Origin of the sequence: Streptomyces sp. NPDC001194, assembly GCF_042896985.1 — a bacterium.
Classification (GTDB): Bacteria; Actinomycetota; Actinomycetes; order Streptomycetales; family Streptomycetaceae; genus Streptomyces.
Map to the genome: position 1 here is coordinate 43,765 of NZ_JBIAXU010000023.1, position 19,141 is coordinate 62,905.

17 protein-coding genes and 1 riboswitch are annotated in these 19,141 nt (G+C 72.7%); of the genes, 7 read left to right on the plus strand and 10 right to left on the minus strand.

Annotation, left to right across the window (positions count from 1 at the left end):
* Window positions 1–6: 6 nt before the first annotated feature.
* On the minus strand, window positions 7–579 hold the full coding sequence (locus ACFY1T_RS31750; RefSeq protein ID WP_390791241.1) for a hypothetical protein: 573 nt from the start codon (window positions 577–579) through the stop codon (window positions 7–9).
* A 240-nt stretch (window positions 580–819) separates the two neighbouring features.
* On the opposite strand from ACFY1T_RS31750, the gene ACFY1T_RS31755 reads away from it, so the two are divergent.
* Both ACFY1T_RS31755 and ACFY1T_RS31760 read left to right on the plus strand, forming a co-directional pair.
* Window positions 820–2,256 (plus strand): carotenoid oxygenase family protein, encoded by a 1,437-nt coding sequence (locus ACFY1T_RS31755; protein WP_390791242.1) that lies wholly within the window; start codon window positions 820–822, stop codon window positions 2,254–2,256.
* 226 nt (window positions 2,257–2,482) lie between these two features.
* Entirely contained in the window at window positions 2,483–3,151 is a 669-nt protein-coding gene (locus tag ACFY1T_RS31760) for a hypothetical protein (RefSeq protein WP_390791243.1), read from the plus strand.
* A 151-nt stretch (window positions 3,152–3,302) separates the two neighbouring features.
* On the opposite strand, the gene ACFY1T_RS31765 is transcribed toward ACFY1T_RS31760, so the two are convergent.
* Together ACFY1T_RS31765 and ACFY1T_RS31770 are read right to left on the minus strand one after the other, a co-directional pair.
* Entirely contained in the window at window positions 3,303–4,553 is a 1,251-nt protein-coding gene (locus ACFY1T_RS31765) for a cation:proton antiporter (protein ID WP_390791244.1), read from the minus strand.
* Between the two features lie 7 nt (window positions 4,554–4,560).
* A complete protein-coding gene (locus ACFY1T_RS31770) occupies window positions 4,561–5,031 on the minus strand; it encodes a cation:proton antiporter regulatory subunit (RefSeq protein WP_390791245.1) in 471 nt (156 codons plus the stop codon).
* Window positions 5,032–5,311: 280 nt separating this feature from the next.
* Here ACFY1T_RS31770 and ACFY1T_RS31775 point away from each other — a divergent pair, with 280 nt between their 5' ends.
* From ACFY1T_RS31775 to ACFY1T_RS31785, 3 genes are all read left to right on the plus strand, one after another.
* On the plus strand, window positions 5,312–6,283 hold the full coding sequence (locus ACFY1T_RS31775; protein WP_390791304.1) for a sensor histidine kinase: 972 nt from the start codon (window positions 5,312–5,314) through the stop codon (window positions 6,281–6,283).
* On the plus strand, window positions 6,280–6,945 hold the full coding sequence (locus ACFY1T_RS31780) for a response regulator (protein WP_390791246.1): 666 nt from the start codon (window positions 6,280–6,282) through the stop codon (window positions 6,943–6,945). The genes ACFY1T_RS31775 and ACFY1T_RS31780 overlap by 4 nt, the downstream gene beginning before the upstream one ends.
* Window positions 6,946–7,063: 118 nt before the next feature.
* Complete coding sequence (locus ACFY1T_RS31785; protein WP_390791247.1) at window positions 7,064–7,456, plus strand: hypothetical protein; 393 nt, start codon at window positions 7,064–7,066, stop codon at window positions 7,454–7,456.
* 55 nt (window positions 7,457–7,511) lie between these two features.
* Here ACFY1T_RS31785 and ACFY1T_RS31790 read toward each other — a convergent pair whose 3' ends face one another.
* The 4 genes from ACFY1T_RS31790 to ACFY1T_RS31805 form a co-directional block, all read right to left on the minus strand.
* A complete protein-coding gene (locus ACFY1T_RS31790; protein WP_390791248.1) occupies window positions 7,512–8,039 on the minus strand; it encodes a hypothetical protein in 528 nt (175 codons plus the stop codon).
* Complete coding sequence (locus ACFY1T_RS31795; protein ID WP_390791249.1) at window positions 8,036–11,011, minus strand: CHAT domain-containing protein; 2,976 nt, start codon at window positions 11,009–11,011, stop codon at window positions 8,036–8,038. Before ACFY1T_RS31795 ends, ACFY1T_RS31790 begins: the two co-directional genes overlap by 4 nt.
* A complete protein-coding gene (locus tag ACFY1T_RS31800; protein ID WP_390791250.1) occupies window positions 11,004–12,131 on the minus strand; it encodes a tetratricopeptide repeat protein in 1,128 nt (375 codons plus the stop codon). Before ACFY1T_RS31800 ends, ACFY1T_RS31795 begins: the two co-directional genes overlap by 8 nt.
* Window positions 12,132–12,395: 264 nt before the next feature.
* Complete coding sequence (locus ACFY1T_RS31805) at window positions 12,396–13,229, minus strand: PIG-L family deacetylase (protein WP_390791251.1); 834 nt, start codon at window positions 13,227–13,229, stop codon at window positions 12,396–12,398.
* 227 nt (window positions 13,230–13,456) lie between these two features.
* A riboswitch (cobalamin riboswitch) is annotated at window positions 13,457–13,602 on the plus strand.
* A gap of 89 nt (window positions 13,603–13,691) precedes the next feature.
* On the opposite strand from ACFY1T_RS31805, the gene ACFY1T_RS31810 reads away from it, so the two are divergent.
* Entirely contained in the window at window positions 13,692–14,156 is a 465-nt protein-coding gene (locus ACFY1T_RS31810; RefSeq protein ID WP_390791252.1) for an acyl-CoA thioesterase, read from the plus strand.
* 55 nt (window positions 14,157–14,211) lie between these two features.
* Here the strand turns inward: ACFY1T_RS31810 and ACFY1T_RS31815 are convergent, their stop codons facing one another.
* Both ACFY1T_RS31815 and ACFY1T_RS31820 read right to left on the minus strand, forming a co-directional pair.
* Window positions 14,212–15,828, minus strand: a complete 1,617-nt coding sequence (locus tag ACFY1T_RS31815) for an APC family permease (RefSeq protein ID WP_390791253.1) — start codon at window positions 15,826–15,828, stop codon at window positions 14,212–14,214.
* Window positions 15,829–15,986: 158 nt separating this feature from the next.
* Complete coding sequence (locus ACFY1T_RS31820; RefSeq protein WP_390791254.1) at window positions 15,987–16,697, minus strand: TetR/AcrR family transcriptional regulator; 711 nt, start codon at window positions 16,695–16,697, stop codon at window positions 15,987–15,989.
* 111 nt (window positions 16,698–16,808) lie between these two features.
* Between ACFY1T_RS31820 and ACFY1T_RS31825 the strand changes: the two genes are divergently transcribed.
* A complete protein-coding gene (locus tag ACFY1T_RS31825) occupies window positions 16,809–18,035 on the plus strand; it encodes a saccharopine dehydrogenase family protein (RefSeq protein WP_390791255.1) in 1,227 nt (408 codons plus the stop codon).
* 104 nt (window positions 18,036–18,139) lie between these two features.
* On the opposite strand, the gene ACFY1T_RS31830 is transcribed toward ACFY1T_RS31825, so the two are convergent.
* On the minus strand, window positions 18,140–19,105 hold the full coding sequence (locus ACFY1T_RS31830) for an amidohydrolase family protein (RefSeq protein WP_390791256.1): 966 nt from the start codon (window positions 19,103–19,105) through the stop codon (window positions 18,140–18,142).
* Window positions 19,106–19,141 lie beyond the last annotated feature (36 nt).

Sequence of the window (19,141 nt, forward strand, 5' to 3'; positions counted from 1 at the left end):
GGTGGCTCAACCGGCTTTGCACACCCGGTTGAAGGCGTTGTTCGCCGCCTGGGTCCAGGCCTGCCAGTAGGCGTTGCTGTGCTGCTGGCCGGACTTGTCCGCCACCGGCTTGGTCTCGCAGCTCTTCTTGGCCGCCGCGGCTCCCGCCAGGGTGCCCGCCGCGCGGCCCTGGGCGACGTCCCGCCGGGAACCCGGCTTGACCGGGGTCGTGTTCTGCGGGTTCTGAGGCTTCGGTGTCGCCGCCGAGCCCACCCTCTTGCAGTTCACGAAGACGAAGTTCTGGTCCTCGTTGACCGCGAGGACCGTGTAGTCGACGTTCTTCTGGAAGCGCTGCACGCGGAAGGTTCCGTCCGGGCCTATCGCCAGGTCCACGGTGCTCTCGCCGTCGTTGAGTTTGCGAGGTCCCGTGAACCCCTCGCCGGTGATCGTGACGTACGTGTCGTTCGGCCCAGGCGTGACCGTACAGCTGGCGGCCGGGACCGCCGCGCCGGCGGCCGGTGCGAGGGCGACGGCGCCACCGCAGACGACCGAGGAGACCAGCAGGGACGCGACCACGGCGCGTCGGGTGGTTCGGTACATGGGGTTCTCCCATCGGGGAGGGGAAGGGGAGGGGCCCACGACAGGGCAGCCTCGGGTTCATGCTCCCCCGCCCGCCACGGGGTGTCGACCGGAGGCCCCCGGCACCCGTCCGCCTCCCGTCGCGGGAAGCCCCGTGCGGCTCCGCGTTCCGGGCGGCGGCCGGGGTGCGTGGCACCGGTGTCCGTCCGGCGTTCCACTGGAAGGTGCCGGAAGGTGCCGCACCACGCCCCGGGAGGTTCCGTGAACACGCACACGCCGCCCCGTTTCGACCCCACCCGCGTCCCGCACCTGCTGGGATCGTTCGCGCCGGTGACCGAGGAGGTCGACGCCGCCGAGCTGGAGGTGACGGGCGAGATCCCGGCCGCCCTGGACGGCCTGTACCTGCGCAACGGGCCCAATCCCCGCTTCACGCCGATCGGCTCGTACCTGTACCCCATCGACGGCGACGGCATGCTGCACGGGGTGTGGCTCTCGGAGGGCCGCGCCCGCTACCGCAACCGGTTCGTGCGCACCCCGGCCCTGGAGGCCGAGGAACGGGCCGGGCGGGCCCTGTGGGGAGGCCTGGAGTCGATGATCCTGCCGGATGCCGAGCAGGTCGGGCCGGCGCTCGCGGGGACCTTCCGGGACCTGCCCGACATCAACGTCGTACGGCACGGGGGCCGACTGCTGGCCCTCGCCGAGTCGGCCTGCCCGTACCGGATCGGCGCCGGGCTGGAGACCCTCGGCAGCGAGGACTTCGAGGGGGCCCTGCCCGCGGGGATCACCGCCCACCCCAAGATCGACCCGGTCACGGGCGAGATGGTCGTCTTCTGCTACGGCCTGGAGCCGCCGTACCTGACCTGGTCGGTCATCGGCCGCGACGGGGCCGTCACGCGCGGGCCCACCACCGTCGAGGGCGTGGACGAGCCGATGATGATCCACGACATGGCCCTGACCGGACGGTACGCCGTCCTGGTCCTGGCCCCCGCCTTCTTCGACCTGGACGCGGCCATGGCGGGCGGCTCCTTCCTGGCCTGGCGGCCCGAGCGGGGTACCCGTGTGGCCTTGATCCCCCGCGACGGCGGACCGCCGCGCTGGGCGGCCGACGAGGCGTTCTGGCTGTGGCACACCGTGAACGCCTACGACGACGGCACCGGCGCGGACGCCCCGGTGGTCCTGGACTACGTCCAGTGGAGCCGGCTGACCGTCGGCGACGCACCGGGGGCGGCGCAGGACCCGGCCAGCGGCGGTCTGGCACGGGCCCGCCTCGACCCCGCGGCGGGCACCGTGACCCGCACCCTGCTGGACGACGCCCGGGTGGAGTTCCCCCGCATCGACGACCGCCTCATCGGCCGGCGCCACCGGCACACCGCGCTGGCCACCTCGACCGGACGCGCGGAGCTGCTGCCGGGAGAGTACGACGCGGTGCGCTTCCACGACGCGCGGACGGGAACCGCCCTCGTCTGGGACGCCGGGAACCTGTCGGTCGGAGAACCGGTCTTCGCTCCCGAGCCGGGGACCGACTCCGAGGAGCACGGCTACTGGCTCACGTTCGCCACCGACCGCACCGACGGGTCGAGCTGGTTCCTGATCGTCCCCGCCGGCGACCCGGCTTCCGGGCCGGTCGCGCGCGCCCGCATCCCCGTCCGGGTCCCGCTCGGCCTGCACGGCTGCTGGCTGCCCACCGACGAGGGCTGAACGGCCGGGTTCCACCGCCGCGGTTCGTCATCCCACCCCAGGATCTAGAACGCGTTCAATTGCCCGCGCAGCTCCTCTACGTCTTCTGGGTGCTGCCCCGTCAGGATGCCCGCGTCACGGCCGATGTCCTCGCCTCCCTCACCACCCGGCAGTTCCCGCCGAGCAGCGGGTCCGCGTTGCACGGGCGGTCGCCGGACTGCGCTCCAGGCCGGTCACGGAGGCCCTGGTGGATGCCGCGACCGGCAAAGAGCCGGAAGTCGCCGAAGCCGCGCCGGAGACTCTTTGCACCATGCGGCAGCGAGACCGCGTCGTCGGCGAGGACTTGCTTTTGAGACTTCACCCGAGCGACGGGCCCGGATCCGCGCCCTGGGAGTCCGGATCCGCAGCCCCTGGTGAGAACCGAAGTGCGCGGCTGCGTCTCGACCGGCGGGAACGTGCCGGCAGGTGTGGTGAACTGAAGATCATTCATTGGACGTCGGAGGGGGAAAGAATGGCAGCCGATGAGGCAGCTCCGGAAGCCGTTCCCGCAGACACCGCACCGGGTGGCACCGGGAAGACGGGCCGGGACGCGCGCCGGGTCGAGGGATGGTCGATCGCGTGGATGCTCCTGGCACTGGCGATGTGGGGGTGCTTCGTCTTCCTGATGCTTGCCGACTACGGCCCCGAGGTGTCGTCGTATCAGGGGTCGCGCAGTCTGTGCCGGGGCCCGTTCGTTGAGCCGTGGCCCCAGGAACGGGTCTGCCGTGGCGACGGGTTGCGGCAGTGGCCCTCGCTCCTGGGCATCCTCGCACTGGCGGTTGTGGCAACCGTCACCGCCGCGGCCACCACGGTGTACGCCAAGGTCCTGGCCCGCCTGGCTCACGGCGAAGGATCCGGCGCGAGGGCGCAGGGGTGACGCCCTCCCCCGGTGTGGTGATCAGCCCGGGGGGCCGGCCGGGGCAGTGGCCGCGGGTGCTCCGGTACGGGTGTACGGATCCCGCCGACGCCGACGGCGGCGAGCAGCGGCACGGTCGCCCGGCTGGTGATCGCCGCCCAGGCGTCCTCGCTCACGCGCGGCCGGCCGGATCCTGGGCCGGGTCCTTGAGGTCCTCGGAAGATCCGGGCTGCGAAGGCACCCCGGTGAGCACCGGACGCGGCGGGGTGCGGCGGCGCCCGGCCCAGGCGGCCACGGGTTCGGTGTAGCGGGCGGTGAGCGGGCCGATCACCACGAGGATGAGCACGTACGCCGTGGCGAGCGGGCCCAAGGCGGGCTCGATGCCGGCGGTGACGGCGAGGCCTGCGATGACGATGGAGAACTCGCCGCGGGCCACCAGCGTGCCGCCCGCCCGCCAGCGCCCCTTGACCCCGATCCCGGCCCGCTTCGCCGCCCAGTAGCCGGTGGCGATCTTCGTCCCCGCGGTGACGACGGCGAGGACGAGCGCGGGCAGCAGGACGGGCGGGATGCTGGCGGGATCGGTGTGCAGGCCGAAGAAGACGAAGAACACGGCCGCGAACAGGTCGCGCAGCGGACTGAGGAGCGTGTGCGTGCCCTCGGCGACCTCACCCGAGAGCGCGATGCCGACGAGGAACGCACCCACCGCGGCGGACACTTGGAGCTGCTGGGCGATGCCGGCGACGAGCAGCGTCAGGCCGAGGACGACGAGGAGGAGCTTCTCGGGGTCGTCACTGGAGACGAAGCGGGAGATGTGGCGCCCGTAGCGGACCGCGACGAACAGGACGGCTCCGGCGACACCGAGGGCGATGGCCAGGGTCGCGCTGCCGGCGGCGAGGCTCACGCCGGCGAGCAGGGCGGTGATGATGGGCAGGTAGACGGCCATGGCGAGGTCCTCGAGGACCAGGATCGACAGGATGACGGGGGTCTCGCGGTTGCCGACGCGGCCGAGGTCGCCCATGACCTTGGCGATGACACCGGAGGACGAGATCCAGGTGACCCCCGCCAGGACCACGGCGGCGACGGGGCCCCAGCCCATCAGGAGTGCGGCCACGGCGCCGGGCACGGCGTTGAGGGTGAAGTCGACGAGCCCGGCCGGGTATTGGGTCTTGAGGTTGGAGACCAGATCGCTGGCCGTGTACTCCAGGCCCAGCATCAGCAGGAGCAGGATGACGCCGATCTCGGCGCCGATCGCGACGAACTCCTCGCTCGCCCCCATGGGCAGCAGTCCTCCGGTGCCGAAGGCGAGGCCGGCCAGCAGGTAGAGCGGTATCGGGGAGAAGTGGAAGCGGCCGGCGAGTCTGCCCAGCAGGCCCAGGCCGAGGATGATCGCACCGAACTCGATCAGGAAGACGGCGGAGTGCACGGGCGTCTCACTCCCGTCCGAGTAGGGAGGCGGCGGCGTCGACGCCCTCGCGGGTGCCGATCACGATGAGGGTGTCCCCGCCGGCGAGGCGGAAGTCCGGCGCGGGCGAGGGGCGGGCTTCCGCGCGGCGCAGTACGGCCACGATCGACACGCCGGTCTCGGTCCGCATCCGGGTCTCGCCCAGCACCCGGCCGTTCCAGTACGAGTGCCCGGACAGCTCGATCCGCTCGGCCACCAGGCCCAGGTCGGTGGTGTGCAGCACGTTGGGGCTGTGGTGGGCCGGCATCAGCGCGTCGATCAGCGAGGCCGTCTCCGCGCCCGTCAGGTGCAGCGACCGCGCGCAGGCATCGGGGTCATCGGCCCGGTAGAGGTTCACCGTCCGGGTGCCGTCGCGGTGCGCGACCACGGACAGGTGGCGGTGTTCGCGGGTGGTGAGGTCGTACTGGACCCCGATGCCGGGCAGTGGCGTGGTGCTCATCCGTGGAGCAGGCACAGCTGTCCCCCTCGTGTTCGCTTTCGTACGTGGAGCCGCGGCGGCGGAGAGTCGCCCTCGGGCAGGAGCAGGGCCGCTCGGCGGGCCCATCGTGCCACTTTTCGCGTGTCCGAAATATGGGTGTCGGCACGGATGGACAGCAGCCTCCACCGGCGTGAGGATGGGGGCGGGGAAGTAGGTTCCGCTGCAGGTCACAGCATCTGGAGACGGGGCGGCCGGGCGGCCGCGGAAGATGCTGGGGGACCGGCTGGAAAGGCGTGTGGCCGTGTCGTTGTACTGGCGGATCTTCCTCCTGAACGCAGGTGTTCTGGCCGTGGCGGTGGCCTTGCTGCTGGGCCCGGTCACCGTCTCCACACCGGTCCTGTTCGGGGAGGCGCTCGTCCTGCTCGGCGGGCTGGCCGCGATGCTGGTCGTCAACGCGGTCCTCCTGAGGGTCGGCCTGGCCCCGCTCGCCCGGCTGAACCGGGCCATGGCCACCGCCGACCTGCTCAAGCCCGCCGGCCGTCCGGCCGTCAGCGGCGGCGGGGAGATCGCCGCACTCACCCGTACCTTCAACGCCATGCTCGACCGGCTCGAAGCCGAGCGGGCCACCAGCAGCGGCCGGGTGCTCACGGCCCTGGAGGCCGAACGCAAACGCATCGCCCAGGAACTCCACGACGAGATCGGCCAGACCCTCACCGCCGTTCTCCTCCAGCTCAAGCACGCCGCCGACCGCGCCCCCGAACCGGTCCGCACCGACTTGCACCAGGCCCAGGAGACCACCCGCGCCAGCCTGGACGAGATCCGCCGCATCGCCCGCCGCCTGCGCCCCGGCGTGCTGGAGGAACTCGGCCTGCACAGCGCGCTGCGCTCCCTGGCCGGCGAGTTCACCACCCCGCGCCTGGGCGTCACCGCCCACATCACCCCCGGGCTCCCCCACTTGGACCCGGCCGCCGAACTGGTCCTCTACCGCGTGGCCCAGGAAGGCCTGACCAACGCCGCACGCCACTCGGGCGCCACCCGCGTCGAGGTCCACCTGCGCCCCCTGGCCCACGGCGGTGTCGGCCTGCTGGTCCGCGACAACGGACACGGCCTCGGGGAGGCACCCGAGGGCGCCGGCATCCGCGGCATGCGCGAGCGCGCGCTGCTCATCGGCGCCGAACTCCACGTCGGCGCCGGCCCGCACGGCGGCACCCAGGTCCGACTCGACATCACCGACATCGCCGGCACCACCGACACCACGAGCTCCACCCGATGACCCGGCCCGGCCCCGGACCCGCCCGCATCCTCCTCGCCGACGACCACACCCTGGTCCGTCGCGGGGTACGTCTGATCCTCGACGCCGAGCCCGACCTGACCGTCGTCGCCGAAGCCGCCGACGGAGCGGAGGCCGTCACCCGGGCCCGCGGCCTCGACGTCGACCTCGCCGTCCTGGACGTCGCCATGCCGCGCCAGACCGGCCTGCAAGCCGCCCGTGAACTCGCCCGCACAAGACCAGGCCTGCGCATACTCATGCTCACCATGTACGACAACGAGCAGTACTTCTTCGAAGCGCTGCGCGCCGGAGCCTCCGGCTACGTCCTCAAGTCCGTCGCCGACCGCGACCTCGTCGAGGCCTGCCGCGCCGCCCTGCGCGACGAACCGTTCATCTACCCCGGCGCGGAGACCACCCTCATCCGCACCTACCTGGACCGGGCCCGCAACGGCGGCCCCATCCCGGAGAGGCCCATCACCGAACGCGAGGAGGAAATCCTCAAACTCGTCGCCGAAGGCCACAGCTCCAAGGAGATCGGCGACCTGCTCGTCATCAGCCCGAAGACCGTCGAGCGCCACCGCGCGAACCTGCTCCAGAAGCTCGGCCTGCGCGACCGCCTCGAACTCACCCGCTACGCCATCCGCGTCGGCTTGATCGAGCCCTAGGGGGTGTCCTCCGGATCGTGCCGGGCCTCGGGGGCGGGATCGACGCGGATAATGGGACCGCCCACGGGACGCCGCGTGCGAAGGCCCGTACCGATCCGAGAGACGAAGAGCAGAGTCCATGACGCTGAAGGAAGGCCAGCGGGTGAAGCTGGCCGCGGACACCAGACTCACCGACTGGGCCGCGATGACGCAGGACTCCCCGACCTCGCCGGGGGGCGTGGCCGGATCCCTGCTGCTGGCGGCGGGCATCGAGGGCACCGTCGAGCGCGTGGTCGAGCACGAGCACCAGAGCCACGGGGCCCGCGAGTACGAACGGCTCACGTCGCTGCTCGAATCGTTCGGCCGGGACATGCCTGCGGGGAGCAGGAGGCAACTCGAAGAGCAGATCGCCTCGTTGGAACCGGAGTGGACCGCCTATCAGGAGCGGAGACAGCGTGTGACGGTCCGCGTCCGCTTCGACCTCGGGCTCATCCTCGACGACGCGCACGAGGACGTCTTCACGCCCGCCTGACCGCAGCCGCAGCCGCAGCCGCAGCGGCCGGTACGCCGGCCGGCGCGACGGAAGCCTAGGCGAGCGGCGGTGGTCCGGGGGGACCGCCGCCGAGCAGGCGGGCGACGAGCTCGGACAGCTCGCGCAGGAGCGGGGTGGACGAGGAGGGCTTGGACAGCCGGAACTCGAACTCCGACTTGCCCTCCTTCCGCCTGATCCGGATGTCCACCTTGGTCTGGAGCCAGGCGACCATCGTTCCCAGTACGACGGCCGCCGTGACCGCGCTCTCCACGGACATCTGCTCGTCCGCGGGCGGGTCCGCGAGCACGGCACGCGCAGGCTCCGCGGTGGCGGGGTCCTCGGCGATCCGGGTGAGCAGCGCGCGGGCCACGTCCAGCAACCGCTGCTCCGGGAGCCCGGAGACGGCGACGGGGGGCTGCCCGCCGGCCCGCAGCAGCGCCGCGAGCAGGGACTCGGCCTCGTCCGTGTCCAGGGGGGCACGGCTGGTGTCGTCCGTGCCGATGTCCTCCGCGATCTCCTGCAGGGACAGCAGGACGGAGCGGTCGGACAGGTGGACGACCGTGCGGGCGGCGGACGTGGTCATGGGTGCCTCCAGTTGTCGGAACCGTCGCTGAAGAGGGCGAGGGCCGCCCAGTGGTAGGGGTGCGCTTCCCACGGCCGGCCCGGGGTCTCGAGCATCTTCTTCTGCGCGTGCCAGAAGGCCCGCCACAGAGGCTGGCCCGGATCGGTCCGCAGGCCGCTGTAGAAGTCGACGAGGAACCGCCGCGAGCTGTGCTCGTCGACGTTCCACAGTGCCGCGATCACGGTGCCGGCACCGGCGTACAGCAGGGCCTGGACGAGCCCTTCGACGTCTCCGGCGGAGTGCTCGTCGCGCAGGCCCGACGCACAGGCGCGCAGGGTCAGCAAGCGGGTGGGCAGGGCGCTGCGGGCGAGGTCCCGGGCGGTCAGCATGTGATCGAGTCGGGCGATCAGGGACCGCCCCTCGGGCATCTTGGCGGGCCGGCGGCCGTTCTGTGCCAGCAGCAGTCCCGAGTCGAGGGGTTCACGGGTGTCGAAGTAGCCGTGGCAGGTGATGTGCGCGACGGCGGCCGTGCCGAGCCGGTCGAGGACCGCCTGACGGGTCGCCTGCTCCCCCGTCAGCGCGGTGACCGGCCATCCCGCGGCTCTGAGCAGCTCCGCGTCGTCCTCCAGCCGCTGGGGTTCCGGGTCCTCGCGGGCGGCTACGGAGACGCAGAAGACCTCCGGTGTGCGGCCCGTCGGTTGCCCCGGCCGTGCCCGGCGTCGGGCGGCCGCGTACAGCAGTGCGCTCGCGCCGCTCACCTGTACGACGGCGTGCCGGGCGGCGAGCGGCGGCCCCTCGGGGGTCGGGACCGCGGACAGCGGCAGCCCGTGCAGCGGGCCGTCGTTGCAGACGTAGAGCACGTCGCGGCCGCCGGTCAGGGGCAGGAACACGGCGAGCAGCGGTGTCAGTTCGGCGAGGAAGGAGATGTCCCGGCGCCCGGGGCGCCGCGGATGCAGGGGGGCCAGGGGAGGGAAGTCGTGGGGTGACCCGTCGAAGGTCCGCCGCAGCCGCCGGACCAGCTCGGACAGCCGCTGTTCGCCCATCGGCACGCGTACGGCGGTCAGCCGGTCGGTGTCAGGAAGGTACGTGAACACGGTGGTCGCCCGTGCGCCGCAGTGGAAGGACACGAAGGCGATGTGCCCGGCATCGGGCCGGGAGCGCAGATGGCGTCGCAGGTCCGCGAAGCGGAACGGGCGGCCTCGGCGCAGCCGCACGTAGTCGGGGGCGTACGCCGCCATGCGGTCGTGGACGCCGGCGAGCCGGACCGCCGCCGCGCGCTGCCGTTCGACGGTCGGCGACGGGCCGGTGAGCGCGGCGAGCAGTTCCTCTTCCGCGCGCTTCAAGTCCTCGGGGACACCGTCGGGAGGTGTCATGGGGGCCTGCGCCAGCTGCCGCAGGGACGCCCCCGCCCGGATCTCCTCGTGCAGGTCGAACGCCAGCTCGGTGGGCGTGCGGGAGTCCGGCAGCCGCAGTTCCCGTCCGTGGTCGAGCAGCAGATCCGCCAGCCGCAGGTGGATGTGGCGGTGGTTCGTCACCACCGCATGGTGCTCGGCGGACGTGCCCGCACCCTCGTCGAGGTCCGCGGCCATCCCCGCGCACGCCCGCCACAGGACGTCGAAGGCCTCCTGAAGGATCCCCGGTCGGCCTTCCTGTCCATGCCACAGGAGGAGACCGTCGACGAGTTCCCCGGTGGCGGCCAGCCGCCACTGCGTCCCCTTGGAGGCCGCGTCACCGGCGAGTTCGCGCAGGAGTGCCACCGCCGACTCGTGGTGTCCCAGGCGCTGGGCCAGTCCGCCGAGGCCACGGCGCAGGGACCAGGTGAGCAGCCAGTCCTCCCCCTCCCGTTCGATGAGGGTCATGGCGAACAAGGTCGCCGTCTCCAGCAGTTCGTCGTCTCCGGGCAGGACATCGTGCAGCCGGGTCATGGTGTCGATGACGCCGTCCCGGGTGGCGCCGGCGGCGAGGGCGCTCCAGAAGCCCCGGGTGTATGCCGAGAGCGCGCCGTCGCCGTCCTGCGCGTCACGGGCCAGATCACCCAGCCGGAACCAGGCGGCGGACTGGCCGGCGCCCCTCGCCTCGAGCGCCTCGAAGACGGCGAGGACGTGCAGGTGGTGGGAGCGAGCGGCGTCCCGGTCCCCGGCGTCCCGCAGTGCCGTCCCCAGGTTGTTGAGTGCCGCGACGAACCATTGCGGGTCGCTCAGCGTCCTCGTGAACTCCACGATCCGGCGGTACTCGGTGACCGCCTGCCGGCGGCGGCCGGCCTTGCCGAAGGAGGCCGCGAGGCACGTCCACGCCCGGAACCTCCACGGCCCGACGCCTGCGCTCACGGCGTGCTCGAGGGCCGTACGGTAGTCCCTCCGGCCGAGACGGTGGTCGCCGGCGTCCTCGTGGAGGAGACCGCGCAGGAGGTGGAAACGCGTGGCGACGATCTGCAGGGGTACCGATCCGGCGACGACGGACGGCGGTAACTCCAGGTCCTCCAGGAGGCCGAGCGCCTCCCGGTGCCGCCCGGCCGCGCGGAGCCGCCCCGCCAGGCCCGACCTGGCGCCGATCACGGCGACCTGCTCGACCGGGGCGACGATCGGGACCTCGCGGGCCCGGTGCGCCGCCTCCAGTGCCAGGTCCAGGTCTCCGCGCTCGACCAGGTCCGCGAGGTCCTGCTCGAGGACCGTCCGTTTCATGTGGTGCGGGGGGCGAACGCCGGTGGGCCAGGTGCGGCGCGTGTGGCCGGCTTCGATCCGCGCGCGTGCGTCCGCCATCTGCTCCAGCAGGGCGCGGCACTCCTCGACCTCACCGGCCAGGGCCGCCACCAGGGCTGCCTCGGCGGGGCGTCCGCTCTCCGTCAACCGCCGCCCGCGGGAGCCGAGTTCGGCGATCAGCGCGTCGATGTCGTAGGACTCCTCGGCGTACGACTCCAGCAGGGCGGCCTCCACCGCCGGGGGCGTCTGCGCCGCCAGGATCCGGTCCGCCACGGCCCGTTCCCGCTCACGCATCCCCGCTCACCTCGGTGACCAGCGCTCCGGCTCCGATGGCCCGCAGCATCACGCCGACCTCTTCCCTGTCCTGCACGGTCGGAGCGGTCCGCAGGGCCCGTATGCAGTGCCGGCGTGCCTCGCCGGAGTCTCCCCGGTGCCAGAAGAACTGGGTCAGGTGGAAGTGCACGTAGTGGTCACCGTCCCGGGCCGCGGCGAGGGCCCGGGCCGCGCGCAAGGCTTCCGCCCGCTCTCCGCGCGACTCCAGCGCGATGATCAGCCCGAGCTGGTATTCCGTGGCGTCCGGATACTGCCGGAGCCGGTCGCGGATCTCCGCCTCGGCCTCCGGGTCGCCTTCGACGGCCCGGCCGATCAGATCCCTGGTGCGGCTCCCGTGCGCCGTGACTTCCGCCTCGAAGGACGGATCCCGGCGGGACACCTCCCGCACCCTCGTCAGCACCTGGGAGTGCGGGGCCACGTCTTCCAGCTTGCGCAGCGCGTCCGCCTGTTCCTCGAACAGGCGGGCCTGCGTGAGCACGGCCACGAGGAGCTCCAGCGCGGCGACGTCGGAAGGATCGTCTGCGTGCGCGGCCCGGGCCGCGGCGAGCACCTCGCCCACGGTGACGCTGCCGCCCGGGGTGAGCATCGAGGAGCACAGCAGCCTGGCCAGCCGCAGCCGGTCGCCCGGCTCGCCGTTGCCGGCGGCGAGGCGTTCACGAAGGGCCTCGGTCCGGAGCACCTGCAGCCGCGATGACTGCGCGGCACGGTCGCGGGCTCCTTGGAGTTCCCGTGCCCTCGCATCGACCCGGGCCGTCGCCGACGGGTCCTGGGCGAACGCCTCCCGGGCCCGCCGGAGCGCGTCGGCCGCCCCGTCCGGCCGGCCGCACAGAAGGCGCGCGAAGGCAAGGTTGAACCACACCGGGAGCGATGACGGTTGCAGACGCGTCAGTTCCTCCCACACCCGGGCCGCCAGCTCCGGGCGATCACGCAACGACAGGGCCAGCGCATACCGTCTCAGGTGCGCCGGGTCGCCCTGCGCAGCCCGCCCGCGGAGGTCCGTCAGCCGCTGCTCGGCCGGTCCCGGGGGCAGGGAAGGGAGCTCCTGCGCCAGCTCGGCCTCCCCGGGAGTGCCGTCGATCACCCAGACCCATGACACCGACACTCAGACAACCCCCGTCGTCCCCCGCGCATGCTGCCAGGCGGCGCGAACACCGCTCGGCGTCCGTCGCAGCAGAACCGAATGTACGTCACCGGCCGCACGGAAAGGTCCCGAATCGGATGCCCGCCAGGCGCTCGTACGGGCGTCGGACCATCGGACATCCGAGCGACGAGGGACCTCACCCCGTCCGTCTCGGGCGCCCGATCCGCCGGCCCCGCCCCCGGGGCCGGCGGCCGGGCAGGCGGATCAGCGCAGGCCGGCGAAGAGATCGTTCTCGGGAACGGCCGCGCCGGTGGAGTCCTTGACACGGACGAAGGTCTCCGTGCCCATCAGCTCGCCGAACCTCTCCGTGCCCATCTTGAGGAAGAAGATGTTCTCGCCCTGACTGGCGTGCGCGGCCAACGCGTCGAACTTCTGACCGGCGAAGGCGGTGGTGTCCACCCACGTGCTGATCTCGTCGTCGGGAAGCCCGATCTCGGCCAGGGCGGCGGCCTCGGCGGGATCCGGCTCCGGCATGTCCTCGTGGAACTCCCGCATGATCTCCCCGAACCGCCGCATTCCGGAGCGGGGCATCGTCGTCCAGTACACCTTCGATGCCGACTCGGTCATCTCCAGCGCCGCCATCGTGATGCGGTGCGCCTGGATGTGGTCGGGATGGCCGTAGAAGCCGTTCTCGTCGTAGGTGACGACCACATCGGGCCGGTAGTGGCGCATCAGCTCCGCGAGCCGGGCGGCGCCCTCCTCCACGGGGGTCTGCCAGAAGGATCCGGGGGCGTCGTTGCTCGGCCAGCCCATCATCCCGGAGTCGGCATAGTCCAGCATCTCCAGATCGCTGATCTTCAGGACGTCACAGCTCGCCTCGAGTTCCCGTCGGCGCATCGAGGCGACGGCCGCCGGATCGTGCCCGGGATCACCCGGCTTGGTACCCCCCGGTCCGTCACCGCAGCGGCCGTCGGTACATGTCACGAGAACCGTGCGGATGCCCTCCGCCGCGTACCGCGCGAGGACCCCTCCGGTTCCGGTGGCCTCGTCGTCGGGGTGGGCGTGCACTGCCATGAGCGTCAAAGGCCGGTCAGCCATGAAAAATCCTCCTGCGGAAGTACGTCAGGGCCCGCCGGTACGTCACCGGCCCCCCTCCTGGTGCAACAGTGCCAGCCGGACCGGCTGTTCCCGCAACGGCCGATCGGCCCGCGATGGCCCGTGGGCCCCTGCGCCGCACGAAGACGCCCCTGGTCAGGCCGGTCACCGGCGCGAGTAGGGTGGCCGGTGCAGCTGGTGCGCCCCGTCCGCCAGGCGGGATGCGTCGCAAGAGGGAACCCGGTGGGAATCCGGGACTGCCCCGCAGCGGTGAGCGGGAACGACCGCCGTCATACGCACTGGACCGGACCGGTCCGGGAAGCGACGGCCAGTAGGGGTCTCGTACGACGAGACGTGCCCGCGAGTCCGAAGACCTGCCCGCTGCCCGCACGCCGAAGCCGTCGTGCGGGGTCCCGGCGAGACCGCCCGGGGCCTTCCCGCCGCAACTCGCGAAGGAGAGTTGACATGGCCGATCTGACCACCACCGCAGGGCGCCGCCGCAAGCAGCCGGGTGACTCCCGGGTGACGCTCGCCCACATCATGAGCGAGCACGACACCAACCTCTACGGCACCATCCACGGCGGCGTGGTGATGAAGCTCATCGACGACGCGGCCGCCGCCGCGGCCGGCCGCCATGCCGACGGCCCCGCGGTGACCGTGGCCGTGGACCGCATGTCCTTCCTCGCTCCGGTACGCGCCGGGGACCTGCTCCGTGCCGACGCCGAGCTGGAACGGGCGGGCCGCACCTCGATGACGGTCGCCGTGAGCGTCCGGGCCGAGCGATGGAACGCCTCGGGCCCGACCAGCGAGGTCGCCACGGCCCGGCTCACCTTCGTCGCGATAGACGCCGAGGGCCGAACGCGCCCCGTCCCGGCCCTGGAGGCGTCCGCGTCCCCGGCCTCGCCCGTGGACGTGCCCGCCGCGCCCTGAGCACAGCCCTGAGCCCGTCGGGCCCCGCCCCGCGGGGCGGGGCCCGACAGGTCCTCTAGGGACTCCAGGGCGCCTCGGGGGCCACGCCGGGGCGTTCGCGCCAGAAGGCTCCGGACGCGGCGCGGCGCAGCAGCATCAGCACCACTCCGGCGCCGGCCAGGAAGAGCGCGATGACCAGCGGGGCGCCCAACCCGAACCAGGCGGTCGCGCTGGAGGCGTTGTCCGGATCGGCCATGTCGGCGACGGACTCGACCAGCAGCCAGATCAGCAGCGCCGAGCCGAGCAGGGGGCCCGCACCGAGCAGCAGGAAGGGGCCCGGCCCCCGCATCAGCCGTCGCCGGTACCAGACGGCGCAGGCGATGCCGGTGAGGGCGTAGTAGAAGGCGATGAGCAGCGACAGGGCGGTGAGGGAGTCCGCGAGGGCGTTCTCGCTGATCCGGTGGATGACGACGTACCAGACGGTCGCGGTGCCGGTGACCCACCAGGTGCTGGTGCTCGGTGTGCCCCGGCGGGCGTCGATGTGGGCGAACCCGTCGGGCAGTGCCCGGCGGCGGGCCATGGACAGTGCGGTACGGGAGGCCGGGATGATGGTCGTCTGCGTCGAGGCGAGGGCGGAGGTGGCGACGGCCAGGAGCAGGATCCAGTCCCAGCCGCCGAGCACCTCACGGGCGAGCGCGGCGAAGACGTCCTCCTCCGCGTCCGCCTGTCCGGCGAGGTAGGCGGTGCCGGCGTAGGCGACGACCGCGAAGGCCACGGCCACGTACGTTGCCAGCAGGACCACCGTCGACCAGATGCCGGCCCGGCCGGGGGCGTTGGCGGGGTCCTTGGTCTCCTCGGTCAGGTTGACGGCGGATTCCCAGCCCCAGTACGCGAAGACGCCGAGCAGCAGGCCGCCCGTGAGCGCCGGGCCGCCGGCCCCGAAGGGGTCGAGCCAGCCGGCGGCCGGGCGGACGGCGTCGAGGGATCCGGTGCCGGCGTACACGCGGTACACGGCGACGGCCGCGAACACGACGAGGCAGAGGACCTGGAGCAGCACGAGCACGTTCTGGAAGCGGGCCGACGCCTCGGTGCCGCGTACGCAGAGCCAGGACATGAGGAGGATCAGCAGGACGGTGAGGACCTCGCGGACCAGGGCGTTGCCGGCCAGGCCGTCGGCCCCTACGGCGAGCAGGCCGAAGCCGACGGCGACGTCGGCGAGCGAGCCGACGACGAGCACTCCGGTCATCGCGATGGCCCAGCCGCCCAGCCATCCGGTGGTGGGGCCCAGCGCGCGGGTGACCCAGGAGAAGGTCGTGCCGCAGTCGGGATCGGCCCGGTTGAGGAAGTGGAAGGCGGAGGCGATCAGGAGCATGGGGACGAAGGACGCGAGCATCACTCCGGGGGCGTGTACGCCGACCAGGGCGACGAGGGGTCCGATGACGGCGGCCAGCGAGTAGGCGGGCGAGGTGGCGTTGAGGCCGATGGCGAGGGCGTCGAGGAAGCCGATCGCGTCCGGTTTCAGGGCGCCGGCCGGGGCGGAGGGTGCCGCCTGGGTGCCGTTCCCGCTCGGGGCCGCCGTGCCGGCCGTGCCGGCTGCGGCGGCTGTGCCCGTCGTGCCGCCCCGTACCGCGGGCGCGGCGGCGGTGGCCGTGGCGGCTCGGGTGGTGGTGTCCGGCGGGGTGTCTTCGGCCATCGTCCCTCGCTGTACTGAGTGCGGTGTGCGGGCCGCGCCGTGGCGGGCCCGGTGTGAACAGGGCGTGAACTGCGAAGAGGAAACCCGCGCGGGCGGGAATGGGTCAATGGTGTTGGCATAAGGAGCCCGCGCGGGTCCCGGGGCGGCGTGCGCCCCGGTCAGCCTGCCCGCAGCGCCTGCAGCCTGGCCTCCGCGCTCGCGAGCAGCATGTCCAGGGCCACCGGGTAGGCGCTGTGGTTCATGCGGGCGGCGAGCAGTCGCCTGGTGGCGGCGATGTGCGGGTACTCGTCGGCGGGAAGCCGGGCGTAGGTGGACTCCCACTGCCCCTCGTCGGAGCTCCGGGAGGGCTCGGTCAGGGCGAGGGCGCCCGCGTCGAGGGCCGCGAAGGCGAGGCTCTGGTCGATGAAGGCGTGGTAGATCAGGACCGCCTCCGGATCGGGGAAGCCCGCGGTGCGCAGGATGCCGAGGACGGCCTCGTCGGCGGCGATCTCGCGGGGCCGGCCGGTCACGCGCCCGGCGGTCAGCACGGCCGCCTGCGGGTGCGAGAGGTAGGCGCCGTGGATGCGCAGCCCGAGTTCGCGCAGGTCGTGACGCCACTGACCGGTGATCGACCAGCCGTCGAGGGCCCGGCCGATGAGCTCCTCGCCGATGGCGAGGGTGAGGCCGTCCATGCCGTCGAAGTACCGGTAGAGGGTGCTGGGATCCGCTCCGAGGGCGGCGCCGAGCCGGCGGGCGGACAGGCCGGAGCTGCCGTGTTCGCGCAGCATGCGCAGGGCGGTTTCGACGATCAGCCGCTCGGACAGGACGACGCCCTGCCGGGTGGGGCGCCTTCGCCTGCGGGCTTCCTCGGGGACCACGGGCTTCGCCATCGGGTGCCTTCCTCCTTACGCCAACACCATTGACCTTATCTTGCACGCCCGGCTTTCATCCCTCCCATGGGGCGCGGATCTCCGCGGACCTCACCGAGAGAGGGTTTCGTCATGCGTGTTCTGCTTGTGGGCGCCGGCGGCGTGGGTACCGCGATCACCCGGATCGCGGCCCGCCGGGACTTCTTCGACCGTTTCGTGGTCGCCGACTACGACCTGGCCCGTGCCGAGGCGGCCGTGGCCGCGCTCGGCGGGGCCGGCGGCCGGTTCCACGCGCGCCGCGTCGACGCCTCGGACCAGGCGGCGGTGACCGCGCTCCTGACCGAGGAGCGGTGCGACGTACTGCTGAACGCCACGGATCCCCGGTTCGTGATGCCGCTGTTCGAGGCGGCGCTCGCGGCGGACAGCCACTACGTGGACATGGCGATGTCCCTGTCCCGGCCGCACCCCGGCCGGCCCTACGCGGAGTGCGGTGTCAAGCTCGGCGACGAGCAGTTCGCACGGGCCGGGGCGTGGGAGAAGTCGGGGCGGCTGGCCCTGGTCGGCATGGGCGTGGAGCCCGGCCTGTCCGACGTCTTCGCCCGGTACGCCGCCGACGAACTCTTCGACGGGATCGAGGAGATCGGCATCCGTGACGGGGCGAACCTGACCGTCGAGGGGCACGAATTCGCGCCGTCCTTCAACATCTGGACGACGATCGAGGAGTGCCTGAACCCGCCGGTGGTCTACGAGCGGGACCGCGGATGGTTCACCACCGAGCCCTTCAGCGAGCCGGAGGTGTTCGACTTCCCCGAGGGCATCGGCCCGGTCGAGTGCGTCAACGTCGAGCACGAGGAGGTGCTGCTCGTCCCGCGCTGGGTGGACGCCCGGAGGGTCACCTTCAAGTACGGGCTGGGCGAGGACTTCATCGGCAAGCTGAAGACCCTGCACGCGCTGGGCCTGGACTCGACCGGACCGGTCACGGTGCGCGGCGCGGACGGCGCCCCCGTACGGGTCTCCCCGCGCGACGTGGTCGCGGCGTGCCTGCCCGACCCGGCCACCCTGGGCGATCGGATGTCGGGCAAGACCTGCGCGGGGACCTGGGTGAAGGGCACCAAGGACGGCAGCCCCCGCGAGGTGTACCTGTACCACGTGGTGGACAACCAGTGGTCGATGCGCGAGTACGGGTCCCAGGCCGTGGTGTGGCAGACCGCGGTCAACCCGGTCGTGGCGCTCGAGCTCATGGCCGGCGGGGTCTGGGCGGAGTCGGGCGTACTCGGCCCGGAGGCCCTTCCGCCGCGACCGTTCCTGGACCTGCTGACCGCGTACGGCTCCCCGTGGGGCATCCGCGAGCAGGGCTGATCACAGCCTGCCGCCGCTGTCGCGGACCGGTTCGCACGCCGGCCGGCCCGGCCCGCGACAGCGGCATGACCGGCAGGGCCGGCGTGACCGGCACGGGGCGGGTTTCAGGGGGTGAGGCGGGCGGCCAGGGCGGGCAGGAGGCGCAGGGCGTTGGTCCGGCCGATCTCGGCGCGCTGGGCGTCGGTCCAGCCGGCGAACTCGGCGAAACCGTTGGTGTTCTCGGTGGTGTGGGCGGCCGGCATGAAGGGGTAGTCGCTGCCGTAGAGGATGTGGTCCGTGCCCGTGAGGCGGGTCAGGGCCGGGAGCGCGAAGTCGTTGGCGGACATCGCGATGTCGAAGTGGAGACGGCCGAGGGTGGCGATGACGTCCTCCGGGGCGCGGTCCTTGAGGTAGGCGCCGATGGTGGTGCCGTAGGTCAGGCGGCGGGCCAGGAACGGGAGGGTGCCGCCGGCGTGCGAAAGGATCATCCGCAGGTCGGGCAGACGGTCGAGGACGCCGTTGAAGAGCAGGCTGGCCGCGGTGCGGGTGGTCTCGAAGGTGAACTCGTAGAGGGAGACCGGCAGGTCGAAGGTGGCCAGGTCGCGGCTGGGCGGGGCGGCCGGGTGGACGTGGACCGCCGCACCGCGCTCGGCGATCTCCGCGAAGAGGGGCTCGAACTCGGGGTCGCCGAGGTAGCGGTGTCCGTACGAGGTCAGGACGCCGGCGCCGTCCAGGCCGAGCTCGTCGAGGGCGTAGCGGAGCTCCTCGCGCGCCGCGGCCACGTCGGGGAGGGGCAGGATCGCGAAGGCGCCGAAGCGCGTGGGGTACTGGCGGACCAGCTCGGCGAAGTACTCGTTGACGCGGCGGGCCAGCTTCGGGGCGTCCGGGCCGTCGAGGAAGGTGACACCGGGGGCGGTGATGGACAGGACGGAGGCGGCGATGCCGTGGGCGTCCATGACCTCCAGGCTCTGCTCGGGGGTCCACGTCGGGTAGTCCACGCCGGGGATGGCCTTCCGGTCGCCGAGGGCCTCGGCGTAGAAGGGCGGAATGGCGTGGTGGTGGACGTCGATCAGACCGGTGGGTGCGGGCATGCGGAGGCTCCTGGCGTGAGGACGGGTACCGGCGAA